This window comes from Streptomyces sp. NBC_00846, assembly GCF_045207325.1.
GTDB lineage: Bacteria > Actinomycetota > Actinomycetes > Streptomycetales > Streptomycetaceae > Streptomyces.
On record NZ_CP108846.1, the window covers coordinates 1,766,580 to 1,785,060 of the forward strand.

The window sequence follows — 18,481 nt, forward strand, 5'->3', positions numbered from 1 at the left end:
CCGAGCGCCGCCGGAACCCGGCCCGGCTCCGGCGGCGCTCCGGGCCGGTTCAGAGCAGCGCCTTGAGCCTCTCGGCCAGCAGGTCCCAGCGCCACTTCTCCTCGACCCAGGCCCGGCCCCGCTCCCCCATCCGCTGCCGCAGCTCCGGGTCGCGGAGCAGGGTGACGATCCGGTCGGCCGTCTCCTGCGCCGAGCCGCCGCGCACCACCCACCCGGTCTCGCCGTCGAGCACGGCGTCCGGCGCGCCGCCCGAGTCGCCCGCCACCACCGGCAGTCCGGTCGCGGACGCCTCCAGGAAGACGATGCCGAGGCCCTCCACGTCGAGGCCGCCCCGACGGGTCCGGCACGGCATGGCGAAGACGTCGCCGGCGCCGCAGTGGGCGGGCAGCTCGTCCCACGGCACCGGCCCCGTGAAATGCACCGAGCCGGCGACCCCCGTCCGTACGGCCAGTTGCTCCAGCTCCTTGCGGTACGGCCCGCCGCCCACGATCAGCAGCACCGCGTCCGGCACCCGCTCCAGGATCGCGGGCATCGCGAGGATCAGCGTGTCCTGGCCCTTGCGTGGCACGAGACGTGACACGCAGACGACGACGGGCCGGTCCGAGAGCCCGAGCCGGGCCCTTATCAGGTCCCCGCCGGAGTCCGGATGGAATGCCTTCTCGTCGACGCCGGGCGGCAGTTGGACCATGCGGTCCGCAGCCTCGGGGGTGAGTACGGCGGCGATCCGGGAGCGGGTGTACTCCCCCAGGTAGGTGATCGTGTCCGTGGTCTCGCCGATCCGGCCCAGCAGCTGCCGGGCCGCGGGCAGCTGGGCCCAGCCCGCCTCGTGACCGTGCGTGGTGGCGACCAGCCGCCGGGCGCCGGCCCTGCGCAGCGCCGGTGCCATCAGCGCGAGCGGGGCCGCGGCGCCGAACCACACGGACGTGCAGCCGTGCATGCGCAGCAGCTGCGTGGCACGCCGAGTGACCCGAGGGGTCGGCAGCAGCATCGTCGTCCGGTCGCGGACGACGGTGAAGGGCTGCTCGGCGTCGAAGGCGGCGGTGGCCGCGATGCCTTCGGGGCTGCGCTTCCAGGTGGAGGCGTATACGACGATCTGTCCGGGGTCCAGGCGCAGTGCCATGTTGTGCAGAAACGCCTGGATACCGCCGGGGCGGGGCGGGAAGTCGTTGGTCACGATCAGGGTCTTGTCCATCCCGGCCGACAGTACCGGGCGGCGGAATGGCTCCCGCACAGGCCGGGCGGGCATCATGGCTCCCCGTACCACCGGCTACGCCGGTGGGTACCCACCGGCGTACCCACTGTCGAAACGGATGAGGCGGTCATGACCGGATCGACCGGCACGCGGCTCGCTCTCGCGGTCTGGGCCCTCACCAGGGTCGTGCTGCTGCTCTGCGTCACCAAGGTGATCACCCTGTCCGGACCGGACGTGACCAGCGATGTCTCGGTGATCTACCACGGCTGGTCCGAGGTCCTGAAGACCGGTGCGTACCCGCGGTCCGACGTCACCTGGCAGTACCCGCCCCTCGCCGCGCTCGCCGTCCTCTCCCCCGCCCTGCTGCCGTTCCTGGACTACGCCTCGGCCTTCTTCGTCCTCGCGTTCCTGTGCGACGGGCTGGTGCTGGGGCTCCTGCTGTACGCGAGCCGCGGGACCGGCAGGTGGACGGCGGGCGCCTGGGTGTGGGTGGCCGGCGTGCCGCTGCTCGGTACGACCGCGTACGCCCGTTACGACGTGATGGTGACGGCGGTGGCGGTGGCGGCGCTGCTGGCGGGCGTGCGGCATCCGCGGGTGCTGGGCGCGCTGGCCGCCGTCGGTGCGCTGCTGAAGGTGTGGCCGGCACTGATCCTGGCCGGTACCGGGCGCGGGCCGTGGACGCGCCGGGCGTGGACGGCCGCGGCGGTGACGGCGGCCGGGCTGCTGGTGGTGTGCACCGTGGCGATGCCGGGTGCACTGGCCTTTCTCGGCTTTCAGCGGGACCGGGGCACCGAGGTCGAGTCGCTGGGAGCGCTGGTCTTCCACGTGTGGCGGAATTTCGGCTGGCAGGGCCGGGTGGAGCTGCACTACGGCTCCCTGGAGTTCCTGGGTCCGCATGTGTCCCTGGTGAGCACGCTCGCCCTCGGTCTGTCCGTCGTCGCGTTCGGCTGGCTGCTGGTGTGGCGGCTGCGGGCCCGCGACTTCCGGGTGAGCACCCCGGCCGACGCGGCGTTCACGGCGGTGCTGCTGTTCACGACCACGAGCCGGGTGATCAGCCCCCAGTACATGCTGTGGCTGGTCGGTCTGGCGGCGGTCTGCCTGGTCTTCCGCGAGAGCCGGATAGTGCTCCCGGCCGCTCTGGTACTGCTCGCCACGGGCATCACGCAGGCGGAGTTCCCGTTCGGGTTCGTCCATGTGGTGAGCAGTGACGCGACGGGCGTGACGCTGATGTTCCTGCGCAACGGCCTGCTGGTCGCGGCGACGCTCATCGCCTGTCGGCGGCTGTGGCGGCGGACGGTGTCCGGTGCGCCGCACGACGGCGCCGCGCCCTCGGCCGCCGAATCCGACGCCGGCCGTGCGGCACAATCGGTCGGTTACTGAGCCACGTGCGGCACTCAGCAGCCGTGGGACGGGCGCGGCAGGCGGCGCGCCGCGGTCAGCCGAGCCGGGAGCGCAGATACTCCCGCCACAGCGCGGTGAACTCCTGCGGGGTCGTGCCGAGCACCTCCTGCAGGGCCTGCTCCACCGCCCCGTCCCGCCCCGAGTGCCCTCCGACGGCCCGGTAGAAGGCGAACAGCTTCTTCTCGTCCCAGTGGTCGGCGATCAGCTCGCAGGCCAGCCAGCCGCCTTCGTACGCCTTCGCCAGGCGCGTCGAGTCGTCCGCGAAACCGAAGTCCTCGTCCGGGGGGAGTCCGGCGGGCAGTTCGCCGTGCGCGACGGCGTCGGCCAGTTCGGGCGCGGCCCGGGCGGCGGTACGGTCCTCGGCGCGGTAGGCCGCCCAGTCGGCGAAGCCCTCGGAGAGCCAGGTGGGGGTGGCGGCGGAGGTGCGGGCGCGGGTGGCGACATGGGCGATCTCATGGGTGAGGACGATGCGCTGCCCGAAGGTGCTGAGCATGCCGTACGCCTGCGGGTTGACGATCACCCGGTCCGCGGGCGCCCGGTCGAGGCCGCCGGTCCGCCCGGTGGTCACGGCCGCCATGCCCCGGTAGTTCGCCGCCGGTGACCCCAGCAGCCCCGCCATGTCCTCCACGGTGCGCGGTACGAGCACCAGCACGCGGCCGGCCCAGCGTTCCGGCCAGGCTCCGGAGACGGCGGGCACCGCCCGGTCCGCGGTCCTGGCGATCCCGCGCAGCTCCTGCTGCGTGCGGCCGACCCCGAGGACGAGGCTGTGCTCTCCGTGTACCACCCGCACGTCGCCCTGCTGCCAGAGCTGTCCGGTGGCGTCCTTGCCCGCCCGGTCGCCGGTGAGGTACCAGCGGCCGTCCGCCCGGTCCCGTCGCAGATCGAGCACCCGGTCCACGGAGACCGGGGCGGCGTCGTATCCCTTGATCGCGTAGCGCAGCTGGACATCGGCGGTGGCCCGGTCGGTGCCCTGCGCGGTCACGTCCGTCAGCCGGTACGTCCACGAGCTCAGCGGTACGTCCGCGAGGTTGTCCAGTTCCCGGCGCTGGGCCGTGCGCAGCCCGGTGGCCCGCGGGTCCACGACGGCCAGGTAGGCGTCCGTGTCGTGGGCCGGGACGGCGGCCGCACGACGCTCCAGGGTGGCCCGGACACCGCGGGTGGTGGAGGCCGGGACGGCGTCGTCGTCGGGGTCCGCGCAGCCGGAGAGCAGCAGCAGCCCGGCGAGCAGCAGGCCGGCCGCGCGCCGTTCTCCGGCACATCTCCGCCGTGCGGTACGCCGTCTGTGGGTCACCCGGTCGAGCGTACGGGTCAGACGCGGGTGACCGACGAGACGGGCATCATGCCGACGGGGTCGTAGCGCACCGGGGCGCCCGGGTACGGGGCGTGCACGACCTGGCCGTTGCCGACGTACATGGCGATGTGGCCGGCGTCCGCGCGGTAGGCGACCAGGTCGCCGGGCCGGGCCTCGGAGAGCGGCACCATGCGTCCCGCGTACCGCTGGGCCTGCGAGGTGCGCGGCAGGCTGACCCCGGCCCGGGCGTACGCCCACTGCATCAGCCCGGAACAGTCGAATCCGGCGGGTCCGTTGGCCCCCCAGACGTACGGGCGGCCCAGTGCCTGGCGGACCGCCGCCACGGCCGCGGCCGCCCAGGCGGAGCCGGCCGGGAGGTCGGCCGTCGCCGGGAACACGTCGTAGCGGCCGGAGCGCGAGGCCTGCTCGAAGTCCGCCCGGTCGGCGGCGGGCAGCGCCGCCAGCACCTGCTTGGCCTGGGCGAGCTTGCGCTCGACGGTCCGTTTGTGGTGGATGGCGGCCGCCCGGTTGCGCTCCAGCTCGGCCAGCGCCCGGGCGGCCTCCGCGCGGGTCTGTGCGAGTTCGCGCTGCGTCTGCTGGAGTTCCCGCAGCTCGGCGCTTCGGCGCTCGGTCTGGCGGTCCAGGGTGGCCGCCCGGTCGAGGTAGGTGTCCGGGTCGGAGGAGAGCAGCAGGGCGAGCGACGGGTCCAGGCCGCCCGAGCGGTACTGCGCGCTCACCACCGAACCGAGAGCCGTACGCAGCCGGTTGAGGTGTTCCTGGCCGCGGGCCGCCCGGTCCCGGGCCCGGTTCACCTCGCCGCGCAGCCGCCCGGCGTTCTCGCCGGCCGCGTTGTACTGCTCGATGGCCCGCTCGGCCTCGCCGTACAGCCGGTCGACCCGGGCCTTGGCGTTCCGGGAGGTGTCCTGCGGGTCGGCGTTCGCCGTGGCCGCCCCGAGAGTGGCGGCCGCGGTGGCCGCAGCGGCCGACAGAACGGTGATCCGGGCACCCCGGTTGAGTCCGGGCTGTGTGGAACGGCGATGGGACACCACAGGACGCCGTACTCCCTTCCGCTGTACGCAGATGTGCGCAGCCCCTGCCGCCCGGGGCGGGCGGACCGACGACCGGGAGCTGCACAGCAGGCAGACAGTAGTCGGACGGTTACGGAGCGGCCAAAGGCCGTGTCGGGCGAAAGGGAGGCCCGAACGGCAGCGCCCCGCCGGTGACCTGTGGTCTCCGGCGGGGCGGACCGTCTGCGCGGGCGCGGGAATTCGCCCGTTCGGGCGTCGTCAGCCGACGCGCACGCCGAACTGGAAGCTGCCGATGGTGTTCATCGACTCGTAGCGCACCACCGTACCCGGCTTCGGGGCGTGCAGCACGGTGTTGTTGCCCGCGTAAAGGGCCACGTGCGAGGTGTTGTTGAAGAAGACCAGGTCGCCCGGCTTCAGCTGGCTGCGCCCGATCCGGGCGCCGTCGTTGATCTGGGTGTACGTGGTGCGGGTGATGTGCACGTTGGCCTGGGCGTAGGACCACTGGGTCAAGCCCGAGCAGTCGAAGGAGTTGGGGCCGGTGCCGCCGGAGACGTACGGCTTGCCCAGCTGGGTGGCGCCGGCCCGGAGGGCCGCGGCGCCCCAGGCGGACGCGGGGACCTCGTTGCCCAGGTCGACCCGGTCGCCGGCGTCGCGGCTGGCGCGGATGTCGGCCTGCCGCATCTTCTCGCGCTCGGCGGCGGTCAGCGTGTTGAGCAGCTGCCGCGCGTCGGCGAGCTTGCCCTGGAACTTCTTCTTCTTCTCGCCGAGCGTCTTGCGGACGTCCGCGAGGTCGCCGAGCTTGTCCTGGGCCTCCTTGCGCTCCTGCGCGAGGACCCGCTGCTTCTCCTGGATCTTCGCCAGGGACTCGGTCTGCTTGGCCGTCAGCTGGTCGAGGGCCGAGGCCTCGTCGAGGAAGCTGTCGGGGTTCGAGGCGAGGAAGAGCTGCACCGACGGGTCGATGCCTCCGGAGCGGTACTGCGCGGCGGCGAGCGAACCGAGGCCGGAGCGAAGCGTGTTGATCTCCTGCTGACCGCGGGCCACCTTGTCCTGCAGGGCGCCGACTTCCTTCTCCAGCTTCTCCTGCTTCTCCTTGGCCCCGTTGTACTGCTCGGTGGCCGCCTCCGCCTCGTGGTAGAGCTTGTCGACCTTCGCCTTGACCTCGCTCTTGGAGGGCTTGGGATCGGCCTGGGCCGCCTGGGAGGTCAGGGCCACGGCCGCGGCGGCGGTCGCGGTGAGCACGGTCACGCGGGCGCGGCTCGGCTGCTTGGGACGACGGTGGGACGCCACGAAGGCGAGCTCCTTCTTCCTCCAGCCGCCTACCGGGCTGTGGGGGAGACGAATCCCCGGCTCCGTGCACGTCACGGACTCGGCGGTACCTTCGCCGTCACCCCGGATGGGTGATCAACCGTGCGAAGGTTCGAGGCCCGACCCTAGTGACCAACTTGTGATCAGTTCAAATCCTCATCAGAAAATTCTCGTCACAGGAGGTACTTCTTTGCCCACAGCACACAGGGCGTAGCAGCGGCTTGACGGTCCGTTCCCTGATTTCCGCCGAGTTCCGACAAACGTCACTAGACGCGCGAAAGGCGCTTCAGGAGCAAGACGGACGCAACCGGCCTGGCGCCCGCCTTCGCCACTCCGTCGGCGACTTCACGGTCGGTGGAGACCACCACGACCGGCCGACCCGGCGGTTCAGCGCGCGCCAGCTGGCGAATGAGTTCGTCCGCGGTCACACCGGGCTTGCTGAACAGCACCCGGACCCCGCGCGGCGGTGCGAGCAGTACCGGGGCGGCCAGTTCGGCCCCGTCGAAGACGCAGGTCATCTCCGCGCCGGTCTGTGCCGCGAGCACCGCGAGACCGCCCAGCAGCCGCAACCGCTGCTTCTCCAGCGGCAGCTGCGGATAGCCGGTCTTGGTGACGTTGTAGCCGTCCACGATCAGATGCGCCTGCGGCAGCGCGAGCAACTGGTCGAGCAGGGCCGGATCGGTCTCCGAAAGCGCCCTGACCGCAATGTCCTTGGGCGACATCCGGCCGGGCTCGACCGCGTCGACACCGTCCGCGGGGCGGATCGATGAAGGGGGCAAGGCCAGTTCGCGACGGAGCCCACGGGCCGCGTCGAGCACCGTGTCCAGCAGCAGCCGCAACCGCATGTCCTCGACCGAACGGCCTTCCCTGGCGGCCCTGCGGCCCGCCTCGAGGGCCGTCTCGGCCTCACCGAGCCGCGCCTTGAGCCGACGGGTCTCGCTCTCGGCCGCAGAGACCTGGGCCGCCGCCTCGGCCCGCGCGGCATCGGCCTCGACCCGGCTGCGGCGCAGCGCGGCCTCGCCGCGCTTGACCTCGTTGACGGCGCTGCGCAGTTTGCGCTGAAGGGAATCGGCCTCCTTGCGGACCGCGTCCAGCTCGCCGCGGAGCCGTTCGGTCTCGCTCTTCGTCTGGGCGCGGGCGTGCGCGAGTTCCTCGCGCAGCCGGTCCAGTTCGCGGCGGCTCTGCTCGTCGGCACGCTCCGCGTCGGCCCGGTGGGCCTCCTCGCCCGCGGCGGCGACCAGCTTCACCCAGCCGGCCGGGCGCAGCACGTAGGCCGCGGCGGCCACATCGACGGGGTCGGCGGCGGCAGGCGGCGAACCCGCCTCCAGCGCGGCGGTCAGCTCCGGCTGCCCCTCCTTGAGCCGTTCACCGATCCGCTGACGGAACAGCGCGTCGCTCTCCAGGGCGGCCGCCATCGCGTTCCCGGCGAACTTGGCGCGCCGGGTCGGGGTGAAGCGGGCGTACTGCCTCAGCTGGGCCGGGAGTTCGGTGATCGTCAGCCCACCGAACGCGTCCGAGACCAGCGCGACGACCCGTCGCCGTACAGCTTCGGGCAGCGGGCGGTCGAGCGCCTCGACGGTGCCGCCGGCCGCCTCGGCCGGCTCTGCGCCGCTAGCGGGCTGCTCCACCATCCGTCACCCCAAATTGTCTGTACGCACGCCTCCGTCAGGAGTCGGCACCCGGCCTGGCCACCAATTCGATCTGATCCACCGCGTTGCACCAGCGGCAGCGAACCGACTCGATGGTCTCACTGACCACCTCGCGCTCCTCGACGGTGGACTCCCCGGCCAGGTCGAGATGGACGTACTCGACGACCTTGGACGAGCGCGTCACGTCGAAGCGCGTGAGATTTCCGCAGAGCGTGCAACGCCAGCGGGTCCCGTCGGTCGGCTGGGGAACCGTCGTCATCGTGCGTCCTCTTTCGTCGAGCCTCGTGCCGTCTGCTTCAAGGATCTCGCGGTGCGCCGTCGAACTGCGGATGTCCTGCCGTAACCCTACGGCCTCGGTGCGTCCCCCGGACACGGCGAGGCGGTCTGTCCCGTTCCCTCCGCTTGCGTCATGCTCTGTTCATGATCGATCGGCGTGCCGCGGCCGGCAGACTGACCAGTGGACTCCTGCGGACTGTCACCTCGGGCGGACTGTCCGTGACCCACGCCCTGATCGCCCTGTGCTGCCTGGTCTTCCTGATCAGTCCGCTCTCCGGCTTCAATTCGTCCTACGGCAACGCCGACGCCCTGCTCGCTGCCCAGGCGGGGTACTTCGAACACTGGGGCGTGATCCCGAGCGAGCTGTGGGACGGGTCCGGACGCGCCCTGCTCACCCCGCTCACCGCCCTCTTCGTGCACGGCAGCTGGCTGCACCTGCTCGGCAACATGCTCTTCCTGTACGTGTTCGGGGTGATGACCGAGGAACGCATGGGCCGTACCGAGTTCACCTTCTTCTACGTCGTCTGCGGCTACCTCGCCCTGGTCGCCTACGCCGCCGCGCACGCCACGTCCGACCAGACGCTCGTCGGTGCGTCGGGGGCGATCTCGGCGGTGCTCGGGGCGTTCCTCTACCTGTTCCCCAGGGCCCGGGTCACGAGCCTGTTCCCGTTCCTCTTCTTCCTGCCGCTGCGTTTCCCCGCCTGGATCGTGCTGATCTTCTGGTTCGCCCTGCAGTGGCTGGCGGTCCAGCGCGCGGGCAGCGGGGGGCCGGGGGTGGCGTATCTGGCCCATGTGGTCGGCTTCGCCCTCGGCTTTCTCTACGCCTGGGGGCGTTACCGGCGTACGGATAGAGTGAAGTCACCAGCCAGGGCCACCGAGGGAGAAAGTCAGCCGTGATCACCGCGATCGTGCTCATCAAAACCAGCGTGGACCGGATTCCCGAGATCGCCGAAGCCATCGCCGCGCTGGACAGCGTCAGCGAGGTCTTCTCGGTCACCGGTACCTACGACCTGATCGCCATGGTCCGGGTGGCCAAGCACGACGACCTGGCGGACGTCATCCCGGGCCGGATCAGCAAGATCCCCGGTGTCGAGGCCACCGATACGCATGTGGCGTTCCGTACGTACTCGCAGCATGACCTGGAGGCCGCCTTCGCCATCGGCCTCGACGCGTAGGTACGCCCCACATCACGGCGTAACACTTCGGCGGGGGACGGGCTCGGACGCCCGTCCCCCGCCGCGCCCGTCAGAGCTGCGCCGTGCCCCGGTCCGGTACGCAGCGGCCGTCCTCGGTGCGGTACTTCCACTGGGCGCCCTCGCTCACCAGCTCCTTGACCGCGCGGACGAAGCGCTCGATGTGCTCGTCCGGCGTACCGGCCCCGAAGCTCACGCGGATCGCGTTCAGTGACCGCTCGCCAGGCTCGGCCTCCGGTGCGCCGCACTCGCCGACCTCCTGAGGGTCGCCGCCCAGCAGGGTGCGGACCAGCGGGTGTGCGCAGAACAGTCCGTCGCGGACCCCGATGCCGTACTCGGCGGAGAGCGCGGCGGCGAAGTGGGAGCTGTTCCAGCCCTCCACCACGAAGGAGATGACGCCGACCCTCGGGGCGTCGTCGCCGAACAGCGAGAGCACCTTGACCTCGGGGACCTCGGCGAGACCGGTCCGGACCGCGGTGACGAGGTGCTGCTCCCGGGCGACCAGGTTGTCGAAGCCGGCCTCGGTGAGCGCCTTGCAGGCGGAGGCGATGGAGTACACGCCGATGACGTTGGGGGAACCGGCCTCGTGCCGGGCCGCGGTGGTGTGCCACTCGACGTCCACACCGCCGTCGCCGCGCCGGGCGACCCTGCGCGAGGCGCCGCCGCCGGCCAGGTACGGCTCGGCGTCCCGCAGCCAGTCGGCCCGCCCCGCGAGCACGCCGGAGCCGAACGGCGCGTACAGCTTGTGCCCGGAGAAGGCGATCCAGTCGACGTCCAGGTCCGTGATGTCGACGGGGTGGTGCGGGGCGAGCTGCGCGGCATCCAACACGATCCGGGCACCGTGCGCGTGCGCGGCGGCCGCCAGCTCCTTGACCGGCCACAGCTCACCGGTGACGTTGGAGGCCCCGGTGACACAGACCAGCGCGGGGCCGTAGGGGTCGCGGTCGGCGAGCGCCCGCTCCAGCGTCTCGACGGCCTGGGCCGGGGTGCGCGGGGCGTTCAGGTAGGTCACCCGGGCGTCGCGCCAGGGCAGCAGCGAGGCGTGGTGCTCGGTCTCGTACACGAAGACCTGACAGTCGGCGGGGACGACGGCGGCCAGCAGGTTCAGGGAGTCGGTGGTCGACCGGGTGAAGATCACCTGGTCCTCGGCGCGGCATCCGAGGAACTCCGCGACCGTCGCGCGGCTGTTCTCGAAGAGGTCCGTGGAGAGCTGCGAAAGGTACCCGGCACCGCGGTGGACGCTGCCGTAGTACGGGGCGTACGCGGCGACGTCGTCCCAGACCCGCTGCAGCGCCGGAGCGCTGGCGGCGTAGTCGAGAGCGGCGTACGTGACCTCGCCACCCGTGACAAGCGGAACCGATACACCCTTGCCCAGAACCGGCAGAGGGGTACAAAGCGACTGGTCGGCGGCAGCGGTGAAGACAGACATGGCGAACTCCCGTAACAGGCAGGCGAATCGCGTACGCCGGCGGATACGCGGCAGCGCAGCGGAAAGAGAAAAAAGGGGGTGCGGAGGAGGGCCGAGAAGCCCTATCGCATTCGCTTGCTCACAAGAGACTCCCTAGGGACCAGGACCCCGGGGGTTGGCATTCACAGATGCCGAGGGGCCCGCGCTTGCCGCAGACCTCGCTGCCTACGGCCTGGTCTTCACCCGGGGCACCCCGCCACGGACGGAGGGTTGCCGGACAGCGGGCCGGGGCCGTAGTCGCTGTCACTCATGACCTGCGCAGCATCTTGCCATACGTCCGTCGACGCGCAAGGCGCGGACCAGGATCCGGACCGCGCCTTGCGTCACCTTCCGTCCGTTCAGGGGCTGTCGGGCGACCGGAGGTCGTCCGACAGCCCCTCAGGCGTTGCTGACCGCCACCCAGCGCTCCAGTGCCTGCCGGGCCGCTCCCGAGTCGATGGCCTCGGCGGCCTTCTCGATCCCGGCGGCGATCTGCTCGTTGAGCGTGCCGTCCGTCGGGTCCAGGGCCGCCAGCGCCGCCGCGGAGTTGAGCAGCACGGCATCCCGCGCCGGCCCGTGCTCGCCCGCCAGCACCCGGCGGGCCACGTCCGCGTTGTACGAGGGGTCGCCACCGCGCAGCGCCTGTGGCGGCACCAGTTCCAGACCGACGTCGCGCGGGTCGAACGCCTCCTCGCGCACCGATCCGTCCCGGACCACCCAGACGCGTGACGTCGCGGTCGTCGTCAGCTCGTCCAGGCCGTCGTCACCGCGGAAGACCAGCGCCGAATTGCCGCGCTCGGCGAGGACACCGGCGACGATGGGCGCCATCCGCAGGTCGGCGACGCCGATGGCCTGCGAGCGCACCTTCGCCGGGTTGGTGAGCGGCCCCAGGATGTTGAACGTCGTCGGGGCACCGAGTTCCTTGCGGGCCCTGGCCACGTACCGCAGAGCGGGGTGGAACTTCACCGCGAAGCAGAGGGTGATGCCCGCTTCCTCGGCAACCTCGACGACCCGCTGCGCGTTGAGCTCCAGGTTGACGCCGAGCTTCTCCAGCACGTCGGAGGAACCGCTCGCCGACGAGGAGGCGCGGTTGCCGTGCTTGACGACCTTGGCGCCGGTGCCCGCGATGACGATCGCCGACATCGTGGAGATGTTGACCGTCTTGGCGAGGTCGCCGCCGGTGCCGACGATGTCGACCGTACGACCGGGTACGTGGATGGTGTGGGCGTGCTCGTACATCGCGCGCACCAGGCCGGACACCTCGCCGACCGTCTCGCCCTTGGCGCGCAGGGCCACCGCGAAACCGGCGATCTGCACGTCGCTCGCCTCACCGCTCATGATGCGGTCCATCGCCCACGCGGTGTCGTCCGCGGTCAGGTCCTCGCCACGCAGCAGCGGGTTCAGCAGGCCGGGCCAGGAACGGTCCGCCACGCTGTCGCCGCCGACCGGGGTCACAACGTTCATGGTCCGCTCCTGGGGTCCACAGCCGATAAAAGGGATACCCCCACCCTATCGAGGGCCGGGGACAGCGAAGAGCCCCGTCCATCGGATGGACGGGGCTCCTGCTGTGGCGATCAGTTCAGGCGATCAGTGGTGACCGTGGCCGCTGGTGATCTCCTTGTACTCCTCGACGGTGGGCTTGGCGATCTGGTTGTCCTCGCCGAAGTAACCCTTGCTGAGCTTGGCACGCAGCTTCTGCAGGACGGACACCTTGCGCTCGACACCGTTCTCGTCGACCGTCGGGCCGATCTCGACCGGCTTGTACTGCTCGTGCGCGGTGAGCGTGTGCAGCTGCTCGGGGCCGAGCGGCTCGTGGATCTCGACGAACTCACCGTGCGGCAGGCGCTTGATCATGCCGGACTCGCGCCCGTGCAGCACCTTCTCCTTGTCACGGCGCTGGAGGCCGAGGCAGATCCGCCGGGTGGCGATGAACGCGAGGACCGGTCCCACGAAGATGAAGATCCGGATGAACCAGGAGATGGCGTTCAGCGACAGGTGGAAGTGCGTGGCCCACAGGTCGTTGCCACCGCCGATGAAGACGATGACGTACACGGTGATCCAGGCGACGCCGAAGGCCGTCCGGGTCGGGGCGTTGCGCGGGCGGTCCAGGATGTGGTGCTCGCGCTTGTCCCCGGTGATCCAGGACTCGATGAACGGGTAGACCGCGATGATCGCGAGTACCAGCCCGAAGACCATCAGCGGGATGAACACACCCAGGGCGAGCGTGTGACCCCAGAAGTTGATCTCCCAGCCGGGCATCACTCGGATCAGACCCTCGGCGAAGCCCATGTACCAGTCGGGCTGGGCGCCGGTGGACACCTGGTCCGGGCGGTACGGGCCGATGGCCCAGATCGGGTTGATCGAGGCAATGGCCGCGATGACGGTGATGATGCCGAAGACCAGGAAGAAGAACCCACCGGCCTTCGCCATGTACACCGGCAGCAGCGGCATGCCGACCACGTTCTTGTTGGTGCGGCCGGGACCCGCGAACTGCGTGTGCTTGTGGTAGAAGACCAGGATCAGGTGCGCCACCAGCAGGCCGAGCATGATGCCCGGCAGCAGCAGGATGTGGATCGAGTAGAACCGGGCGACGAAGTCGTGGCCGGGGAACTCGCCGCCGAACAGGAACATCGAGATGTACGTGCCGACGACCGGCATCGACAGGATCGCGCCCTGGGTGAAGCGGACACCCGTACCGGACAACAGGTCGTCCGGGAGCGAGTAGCCGGTGAAGCCGGTGAACATACCCAGCACGAACAGCAGGAAGCCGAACAGCCAGTTGATCTCACGCGGCTTGCGGAACGCACCCGTGAAGAAGACGCGCATCATGTGCACGAACATGCCGGCCAGGAAGATCAGCGCGGCCCAGTGGTGGATCTGGCGAACCAGCAGACCACCACGGACGTCGAAGCTGATGTCCAGTGTCGAGGCGTAGGCCTCGGACATCTTGATGCCCTGCATCGGCTCGTACGAGCCGTGGTACACGACCTCGTTCATGCTCGGGTGGAAGAACAGCGTCAGATACACACCCGTGAGGATGATGATGATGAAGCTGTAGAGGGCGATCTCACCGAGCATGAAGGACCAGTGGTCCGGGAAGATCTTGCGCATGTTGGCCTTGGCCAGGGAGTAGATCCCGAGCCGGCCGTCCGCCCAGTCGGCCACCCGCTCGCCGGCGGGCGCCTTGCGATTGCCCGGTGCGGCAGCACCGGGTGTGTTAGTGGTCGCAGTACTCATCCGCGCTCCCAGAATGCAGGACCGACGGGCTCATCGAAGTCACCGAGCGCCTCGAGGTTGCCCTCGCTGTTCACACCGATCCGCAGCTGCGGAAGGGCGTGACCGGCCGGACCGAAGATGACGCGGGCGCCGTCGGACAGGTCGAAGGTGGACTGGTGGCACGGGCAGAGCACGTGGTGCGTCTGCTGCTCGTACAGGCTGATCGGGCAGCCGACGTGAGTGCAGATCTTGGAGAAGGCCACGATGCCCTCGTGGGCCCACTCGCGCTCGCGCTTGTCCTTGATGTCCTTCGGCTCGATGCGAATGATCATCAGCGCGGCCTTGGCGATCTGGTTCTGGAAGTCCTCCGCGTCCTCCGTCAGCCCCTCGGGCATGGCGAAGGTCAGCGAACCCTGGGCGACGTCCTCGGGACGCAGCGGCAGCATCGTGTTCATGTTGATGAGCTGCTTGCCCTTGGCCCACAGGGTGCTGCGGAGCTTCTTCTCCGGCAGCGGACCGAGGTCGCGCAGCAGCACCACACCGGAGAGCGGCACCAGGGCCAGCGCGCCGAACATGGTGTTACGGATCAGCTTGCGCCGACCGAGCGCCGACTCCTGGGCACCTGCCGCGAAGTCGGCGAGAACCTTCGCCTTGACCTCGGGCTCGGCCTCGATGGCGTGCCGGTCGTCGGCGACCTCCACGTCGGACATCAGGGTGCGCGCCCAGTGGACGGCACCTGCGCCGATCGCGAAGAGGGCCACGCCCAGGGTCAGACCCAGGGAGAAGTTGAGCGCGCTCACATGGCCGAAGGGCCAGATGTACACGATCTTGTCGACCGGGAAGATGACGTAGGAGGCGATGAAGCCGACCGTCGCCAGCATGGACACCGTGAACATGAGCGCGACGGTGCGCTCGGAGCGCTTCGCGGCACGTTCGTCGATGTCCTGGATGCGCGGCTTGTGGGCCGGCAGCCCCGGGTCGGCGAACGGGTCGTCCGCGACCTTTACCGCGCCGTACGCGTGGTCCTGCTCAGCGGGCAGGTTCTCGTCTGGAATCTCTTGGCTACTCATGACTTCTTGGCCTTAGCGGTGTGGGCCGCGACCCAAATGGCAAGTGCGATCAGGGCGCCGAGCCCGAAGATCCAGGCGAACAGGCCCTCGCTGACCGGTCCCAGACCGCCCAGCGAAAGGCCGCCCGGGTTCTCGGTCTGGCCGCTGTTCACGGTCTGGACGTACGCGATGATGTCCCGCTTCTGCTGCTCGGGCATCGTCGTGTCCGGGAAGGACGGCATGCTCTGCGGGCCGGTCTGCATGGCCTCGTACATGTGCTTCGGGTCCACGCCTTCGAGGCTGGGCGCGTACTTGCCGTTCGTCAGCGCACCACCCTGACCGGTGAAGTTGTGGCATTGCGCGCAGTTGTTACGGAACAGTTCGCCGCCCTTGGCGATGTCCGCGCCGGCAGGGTTGACCTGGCTCTTGGTCGGAACGATCGGACCGGCGCCGAGCGACGCGACGTACGCCGCGAGCTGGTCGATCTCGGCCTGGCTGTAGATGACCTTCTTCTTCGGTACCTGGGCACCCGGCTGCTGCGCCGGCATGCGGCCCGTGCCGACCTGGAAGTCCACGGCGGCAGAGCCCACGCCCACCAGGCTCGGCCCGTCGGTGGTGCCCCGACCGCCGATTCCGTGGCAGCTGGCGCAACCGACGGAGTACAGCTTCTTGCCCTCGTCGATGGCGAGGGACTGGGCGGTTTCGTCGGCCTGCGCCTTACTCGCGGGCGCAAACGCGGCGTACAGCCCCCCAGTAGCCGCAAGCGCGAGGAGTAGTACGACGACCGCCGCCAACGGATGGCGTCGTCGTGCGGAGAGCTTTTTCACGGATTACCCCGGTGTCAGGATCTTCTGCGTCGATGCTGGATGTGGTTCGGGTTCGAGCCCGGTTACTTGATCATGTAGATCGTGGCGAAGAGGCCGATCCACACGACATCGACGAAGTGCCAGTAATAGGACACGACGATGGCAGCGGTGGCCTGTTCGTGGGTGAACCTCTTGGCTGCGTATGTCCTGCCCAGAACGAGCAGGAAGGCGATGAGACCGCCTGTCACGTGCAGCCCGTGGAAGCCGGTCGTCAGGTAGAACACCGAGCCGTACGGGTCGGAGGACAGGGAGAGCCCCTTCACCTTCACCAGCTCGGTGTACTCGAAGATCTGGCCTCCGATGAAGATCGCACCCATCACGAAAGTGATCACGAACCAAGTACGGAGCTTCTTCACATCGCCCCGCTCCGCGGCGAAGACGCCGAGCTGGCAGGTGAGTGAGGAGAGCACCAGGATCGTGGTGTTCGTCGCAGAGAACGGGAAGTTCAGGGCCGAAGCCATTTCCTTCCAGTGCTCTGGTCCCATCACCGATCGCAGGGTGAAGTACATCGCAAAGAGGGCCGCGAAGAACATCAGCTCGGAACTCAACCAGATGATGGTTCCGACGCTGGTGAGGTTCGGTCGATTGACCGACGGGTGCGCGTGCCCGGTTTCTACTGTCGTTGCTGTCGCCACGCTCGACATTATGTCGGTCCCTTATCCCGCCCTCACCCCGGGGGGTGCTGTTCGGTGTGTCAACAGGGTGTGCCCTCCCCGAACGGCCCATGAATCCGCTGTCCCGGGCGGTGCTGACAGCCCATCCGGCGGAGTACGATCCGCGCATCGGTTCATGCCCGGCAAGCCCCGAAGACACAGACGTCACGGAGGAACAATGCAGCCGACCGCCACGGTCCTGGTCTACAGCGACGACGCCAACACCCGTGAGCAGGTGAGGCTGGCAGCCGGGCGCAGGCCCGCGGCCGATGTGCCACCGGTGGAGTTCCTGGAGTGCGCCACACTGCCCGCCGTCCTGGAAGCGCTGGACAACGGCGGCATCGATGTCTGCGTCCTGGACGGCGAGACGGCCCCGGCGGGCGGCATGGGCGTCTGCCGTCAGATCAAGGACGAGATCTTCCACTGCCCGCCGGTACTGCTGCTCATGGGACGCCCCCAGGACGCCTGGCTGGCCACCTGGAGCCGCGCGGACGCCGCGGTGACCCTTCCGGTCGAACCGGTCGAGTTCGCCGACGCCCTGGCCGCCCTGCTGCGCAGCAGGGACTGCGTGGACGCCTGACGCGCGCCGCGGCCCTGTCCGCGGTTGCGCCGAGGGGCAGCGCACTCCCCGGGCCTGTCAGACTTCGGGGCGCAGTCGCGCCGCCTGGATCGTCTCCGTGCGGTCCGGCGCGTCCTTCTGCAGGGCGCTGCCCTTCTGCCATTTCGCCCAGGACAGGTTCCAGTCGCCGAAGCCGTTGTCGAACGGCGTCATCGTCTCGCCCTGGCTGCCGACGACCTGGACGATGTCGCCCGTGTGCACGGTGTTGAAGAACCACTCGGCCAGGCTGGTGCTCATGCCCGTGCAGCCGTGGCTGACGTTCGCGTACCCCTGCGATCCGGTGGACCAGGGGGCCGCGTGCACGTACTCGCCGCTCCAGGTGACCCGGGTCGCGTAGTAGACCATCAGGTCGTACCCGTCGGACGAGTCCTGCGAGATGCCGATCGTCTCACCGCGCATGCGTACGGAGTACTCCTTGCTCAGCACGACCTTGACGCCGTTTCTGGTGGCGAAGCCGGGCTTGCCGGTGGTCACCGGAATGGTGTTGATCACTTTCCCGTTGCGCTTGACCGTCATCGTGTGCGCCGCGGCGTTGGTGATGGCCTCGATGCGGTCGCCCGTGGTGAGCTTCAGCGCCTTCGCGGGTGCTCCGTACAGGTTGTCGCTGACCTTGATGCCTTCCAGGCCGCTGGTGACCTGGATGGTGGCTCCGGCGGGCCAGTAGTCCTTGGGGCGGTAGTGCAGCGTCTTGTCGTCGACCCAGTACCAGGAACCGGTCACGGCGGGCTTGGAGCGGACGGCCAGGGCGCGCTCCACGGTGGCCCTGGACGCCTTGTCCTTGACCGGAGCGCTGAGTTGCGCCGTGATGGGTTGTCCTACGCCGTAGGTGCCCGCCTGAGGGCCGAACTCGACCTTCAGGAGCTTCCTGGCCCGGACGGAGGCGGTCTCGAACGAGAGCGTACGGCCGCCCGGGGCGCCGTCGCCGTCCTCCATGCTGACCTGGACGGTGTAGCGGGTGCCGGCGGCGAGCGGGGACGTGGAGTGCCAGCGCCTCCCGTCGGCGTCCAGTTCGCCCGCCAGGTGGCGTCCGGTCGTGTCCGTGGCCGTCACGTCCGTGATCCGGCCGTCGTCGTCCTCGACGTTGAGTTCGAGCGGCTTGTCGGGGTCTGCCTTCTCGTCCCCCGCGGGAACGTTGGCGGAGATCTCGTCCGTCGCGTCGTACGGTTTCGCCGCGAGCGGGTGGCCGTCGGACCCCCCACAGGCGGTCACACCTGCGACCAGGGTCATGACCAGCAGGGTGCTGCTGACTACGGGGCGGAAGCGCGGTGTGTGGCTCATGAACACACGCTAAGGAAG

At 69.9% G+C, this 18,481-nt stretch carries 17 protein-coding genes and 1 riboswitch; of the genes, 4 read left to right on the top strand and 13 right to left on the bottom strand.

The features are described 5' to 3' along the window. Window positions 1-49: 49 nt before the first annotated feature. A complete protein-coding gene (locus tag OG936_RS08175; protein WP_406493550.1) occupies window positions 50-1,192 on the bottom strand; it encodes a glycosyltransferase family 4 protein in 1,143 nt (380 codons plus the stop codon). Between the two features lie 129 nt (window positions 1,193-1,321). Between OG936_RS08175 and OG936_RS08180 the strand changes: the two genes are divergently transcribed. Then, a complete protein-coding gene (locus OG936_RS08180; RefSeq protein ID WP_406493551.1) occupies window positions 1,322-2,572 on the top strand; it encodes a glycosyltransferase 87 family protein in 1,251 nt (416 codons plus the stop codon). Window positions 2,573-2,627: 55 nt separating this feature from the next. Here the strand turns inward: OG936_RS08180 and OG936_RS08185 are convergent, their stop codons facing one another. The 5 genes from OG936_RS08185 to OG936_RS08205 all read right to left on the bottom strand — a co-directional run bounded on the left by OG936_RS08185 (window position 2,628) and on the right by OG936_RS08205 (window position 8,125). Continuing rightward, the gene (locus OG936_RS08185; RefSeq protein ID WP_406500359.1) at window positions 2,628-3,821 is read right to left on the bottom strand and encodes a hypothetical protein; all 1,194 of its coding nucleotides are present in this window, start codon (window positions 3,819-3,821) and stop codon (window positions 2,628-2,630) included. An 80-nt stretch (window positions 3,822-3,901) separates the two neighbouring features. After that, window positions 3,902-4,933 (bottom strand): NlpC/P60 family protein, encoded by a 1,032-nt coding sequence (locus OG936_RS08190; protein ID WP_406493553.1) that lies wholly within the window; start codon window positions 4,931-4,933, stop codon window positions 3,902-3,904. A 237-nt stretch (window positions 4,934-5,170) separates the two neighbouring features. Continuing rightward, the gene (locus OG936_RS08195; protein ID WP_406493554.1) at window positions 5,171-6,199 is read right to left on the bottom strand and encodes an NlpC/P60 family protein; all 1,029 of its coding nucleotides are present in this window, start codon (window positions 6,197-6,199) and stop codon (window positions 5,171-5,173) included. Between the two features lie 284 nt (window positions 6,200-6,483). Then, window positions 6,484-7,845: an NYN domain-containing protein gene (locus tag OG936_RS08200; RefSeq protein ID WP_406493555.1), complete on the bottom strand. Its 1,362-nt coding sequence runs from the start codon at window positions 7,843-7,845 to the stop codon at window positions 6,484-6,486. A 37-nt stretch (window positions 7,846-7,882) separates the two neighbouring features. Beyond that, window positions 7,883-8,125, bottom strand: a complete 243-nt coding sequence (locus tag OG936_RS08205; protein WP_266745708.1) for a hypothetical protein — start codon at window positions 8,123-8,125, stop codon at window positions 7,883-7,885. A gap of 161 nt (window positions 8,126-8,286) precedes the next feature. Between OG936_RS08205 and OG936_RS08210 the strand changes: the two genes are divergently transcribed. Then, window positions 8,287-9,039 carry a rhomboid family intramembrane serine protease gene (locus tag OG936_RS08210; protein WP_406493557.1) on the top strand — a complete coding sequence of 251 codons (753 nt, stop codon included), beginning with the start codon at window positions 8,287-8,289 and terminating at the stop codon, window positions 9,037-9,039. Beyond that, on the top strand, window positions 9,036-9,317 hold the full coding sequence (locus OG936_RS08215) for an Lrp/AsnC family transcriptional regulator (protein ID WP_093543818.1): 282 nt from the start codon (window positions 9,036-9,038) through the stop codon (window positions 9,315-9,317). Before OG936_RS08210 ends, OG936_RS08215 begins: the two co-directional genes overlap by 4 nt. Window positions 9,318-9,387: 70 nt before the next feature. Here OG936_RS08215 and OG936_RS08220 read toward each other — a convergent pair whose 3' ends face one another. The 6 genes from OG936_RS08220 to OG936_RS08245 form a co-directional block, all read right to left on the bottom strand. Further along, window positions 9,388-10,764 (bottom strand): aminotransferase class V-fold PLP-dependent enzyme, encoded by a 1,377-nt coding sequence (locus OG936_RS08220; protein WP_406493559.1) that lies wholly within the window; start codon window positions 10,762-10,764, stop codon window positions 9,388-9,390. A 176-nt stretch (window positions 10,765-10,940) separates the two neighbouring features. Then, window positions 10,941-11,058, bottom strand: a riboswitch (SAM riboswitch). A gap of 123 nt (window positions 11,059-11,181) precedes the next feature. After that, window positions 11,182-12,246 carry an anthranilate phosphoribosyltransferase gene (trpD, locus tag OG936_RS08225; RefSeq protein WP_406493561.1) on the bottom strand — a complete coding sequence of 355 codons (1,065 nt, stop codon included), beginning with the start codon at window positions 12,244-12,246 and terminating at the stop codon, window positions 11,182-11,184. Between the two features lie 123 nt (window positions 12,247-12,369). Further along, window positions 12,370-14,019, bottom strand: a complete 1,650-nt coding sequence (locus OG936_RS08230) for a cytochrome bc complex cytochrome b subunit (protein WP_406493563.1) — start codon at window positions 14,017-14,019, stop codon at window positions 12,370-12,372. Beyond that, the gene (locus OG936_RS08235; protein WP_406493565.1) at window positions 14,016-15,068 is read right to left on the bottom strand and encodes a Rieske 2Fe-2S domain-containing protein; all 1,053 of its coding nucleotides are present in this window, start codon (window positions 15,066-15,068) and stop codon (window positions 14,016-14,018) included. Before OG936_RS08235 ends, OG936_RS08230 begins: the two co-directional genes overlap by 4 nt. After that, on the bottom strand, window positions 15,065-15,874 hold the full coding sequence (locus OG936_RS08240; RefSeq protein ID WP_406493566.1) for a c-type cytochrome: 810 nt from the start codon (window positions 15,872-15,874) through the stop codon (window positions 15,065-15,067). Before OG936_RS08240 ends, OG936_RS08235 begins: the two co-directional genes overlap by 4 nt. Before the next feature lie 62 nt (window positions 15,875-15,936). Beyond that, entirely contained in the window at window positions 15,937-16,557 is a 621-nt protein-coding gene (locus tag OG936_RS08245) for a heme-copper oxidase subunit III (protein ID WP_406493567.1), read from the bottom strand. A gap of 187 nt (window positions 16,558-16,744) precedes the next feature. Between OG936_RS08245 and OG936_RS08250 the strand changes: the two genes are divergently transcribed. After that, window positions 16,745-17,146 (top strand): hypothetical protein, encoded by a 402-nt coding sequence (locus OG936_RS08250; protein ID WP_384459958.1) that lies wholly within the window; start codon window positions 16,745-16,747, stop codon window positions 17,144-17,146. 57 nt (window positions 17,147-17,203) lie between these two features. Here the strand turns inward: OG936_RS08250 and OG936_RS08255 are convergent, their stop codons facing one another. Continuing rightward, window positions 17,204-18,463 carry an Ig-like domain-containing protein gene (locus OG936_RS08255; protein ID WP_406493568.1) on the bottom strand — a complete coding sequence of 420 codons (1,260 nt, stop codon included), beginning with the start codon at window positions 18,461-18,463 and terminating at the stop codon, window positions 17,204-17,206. Window positions 18,464-18,481 lie beyond the last annotated feature (18 nt).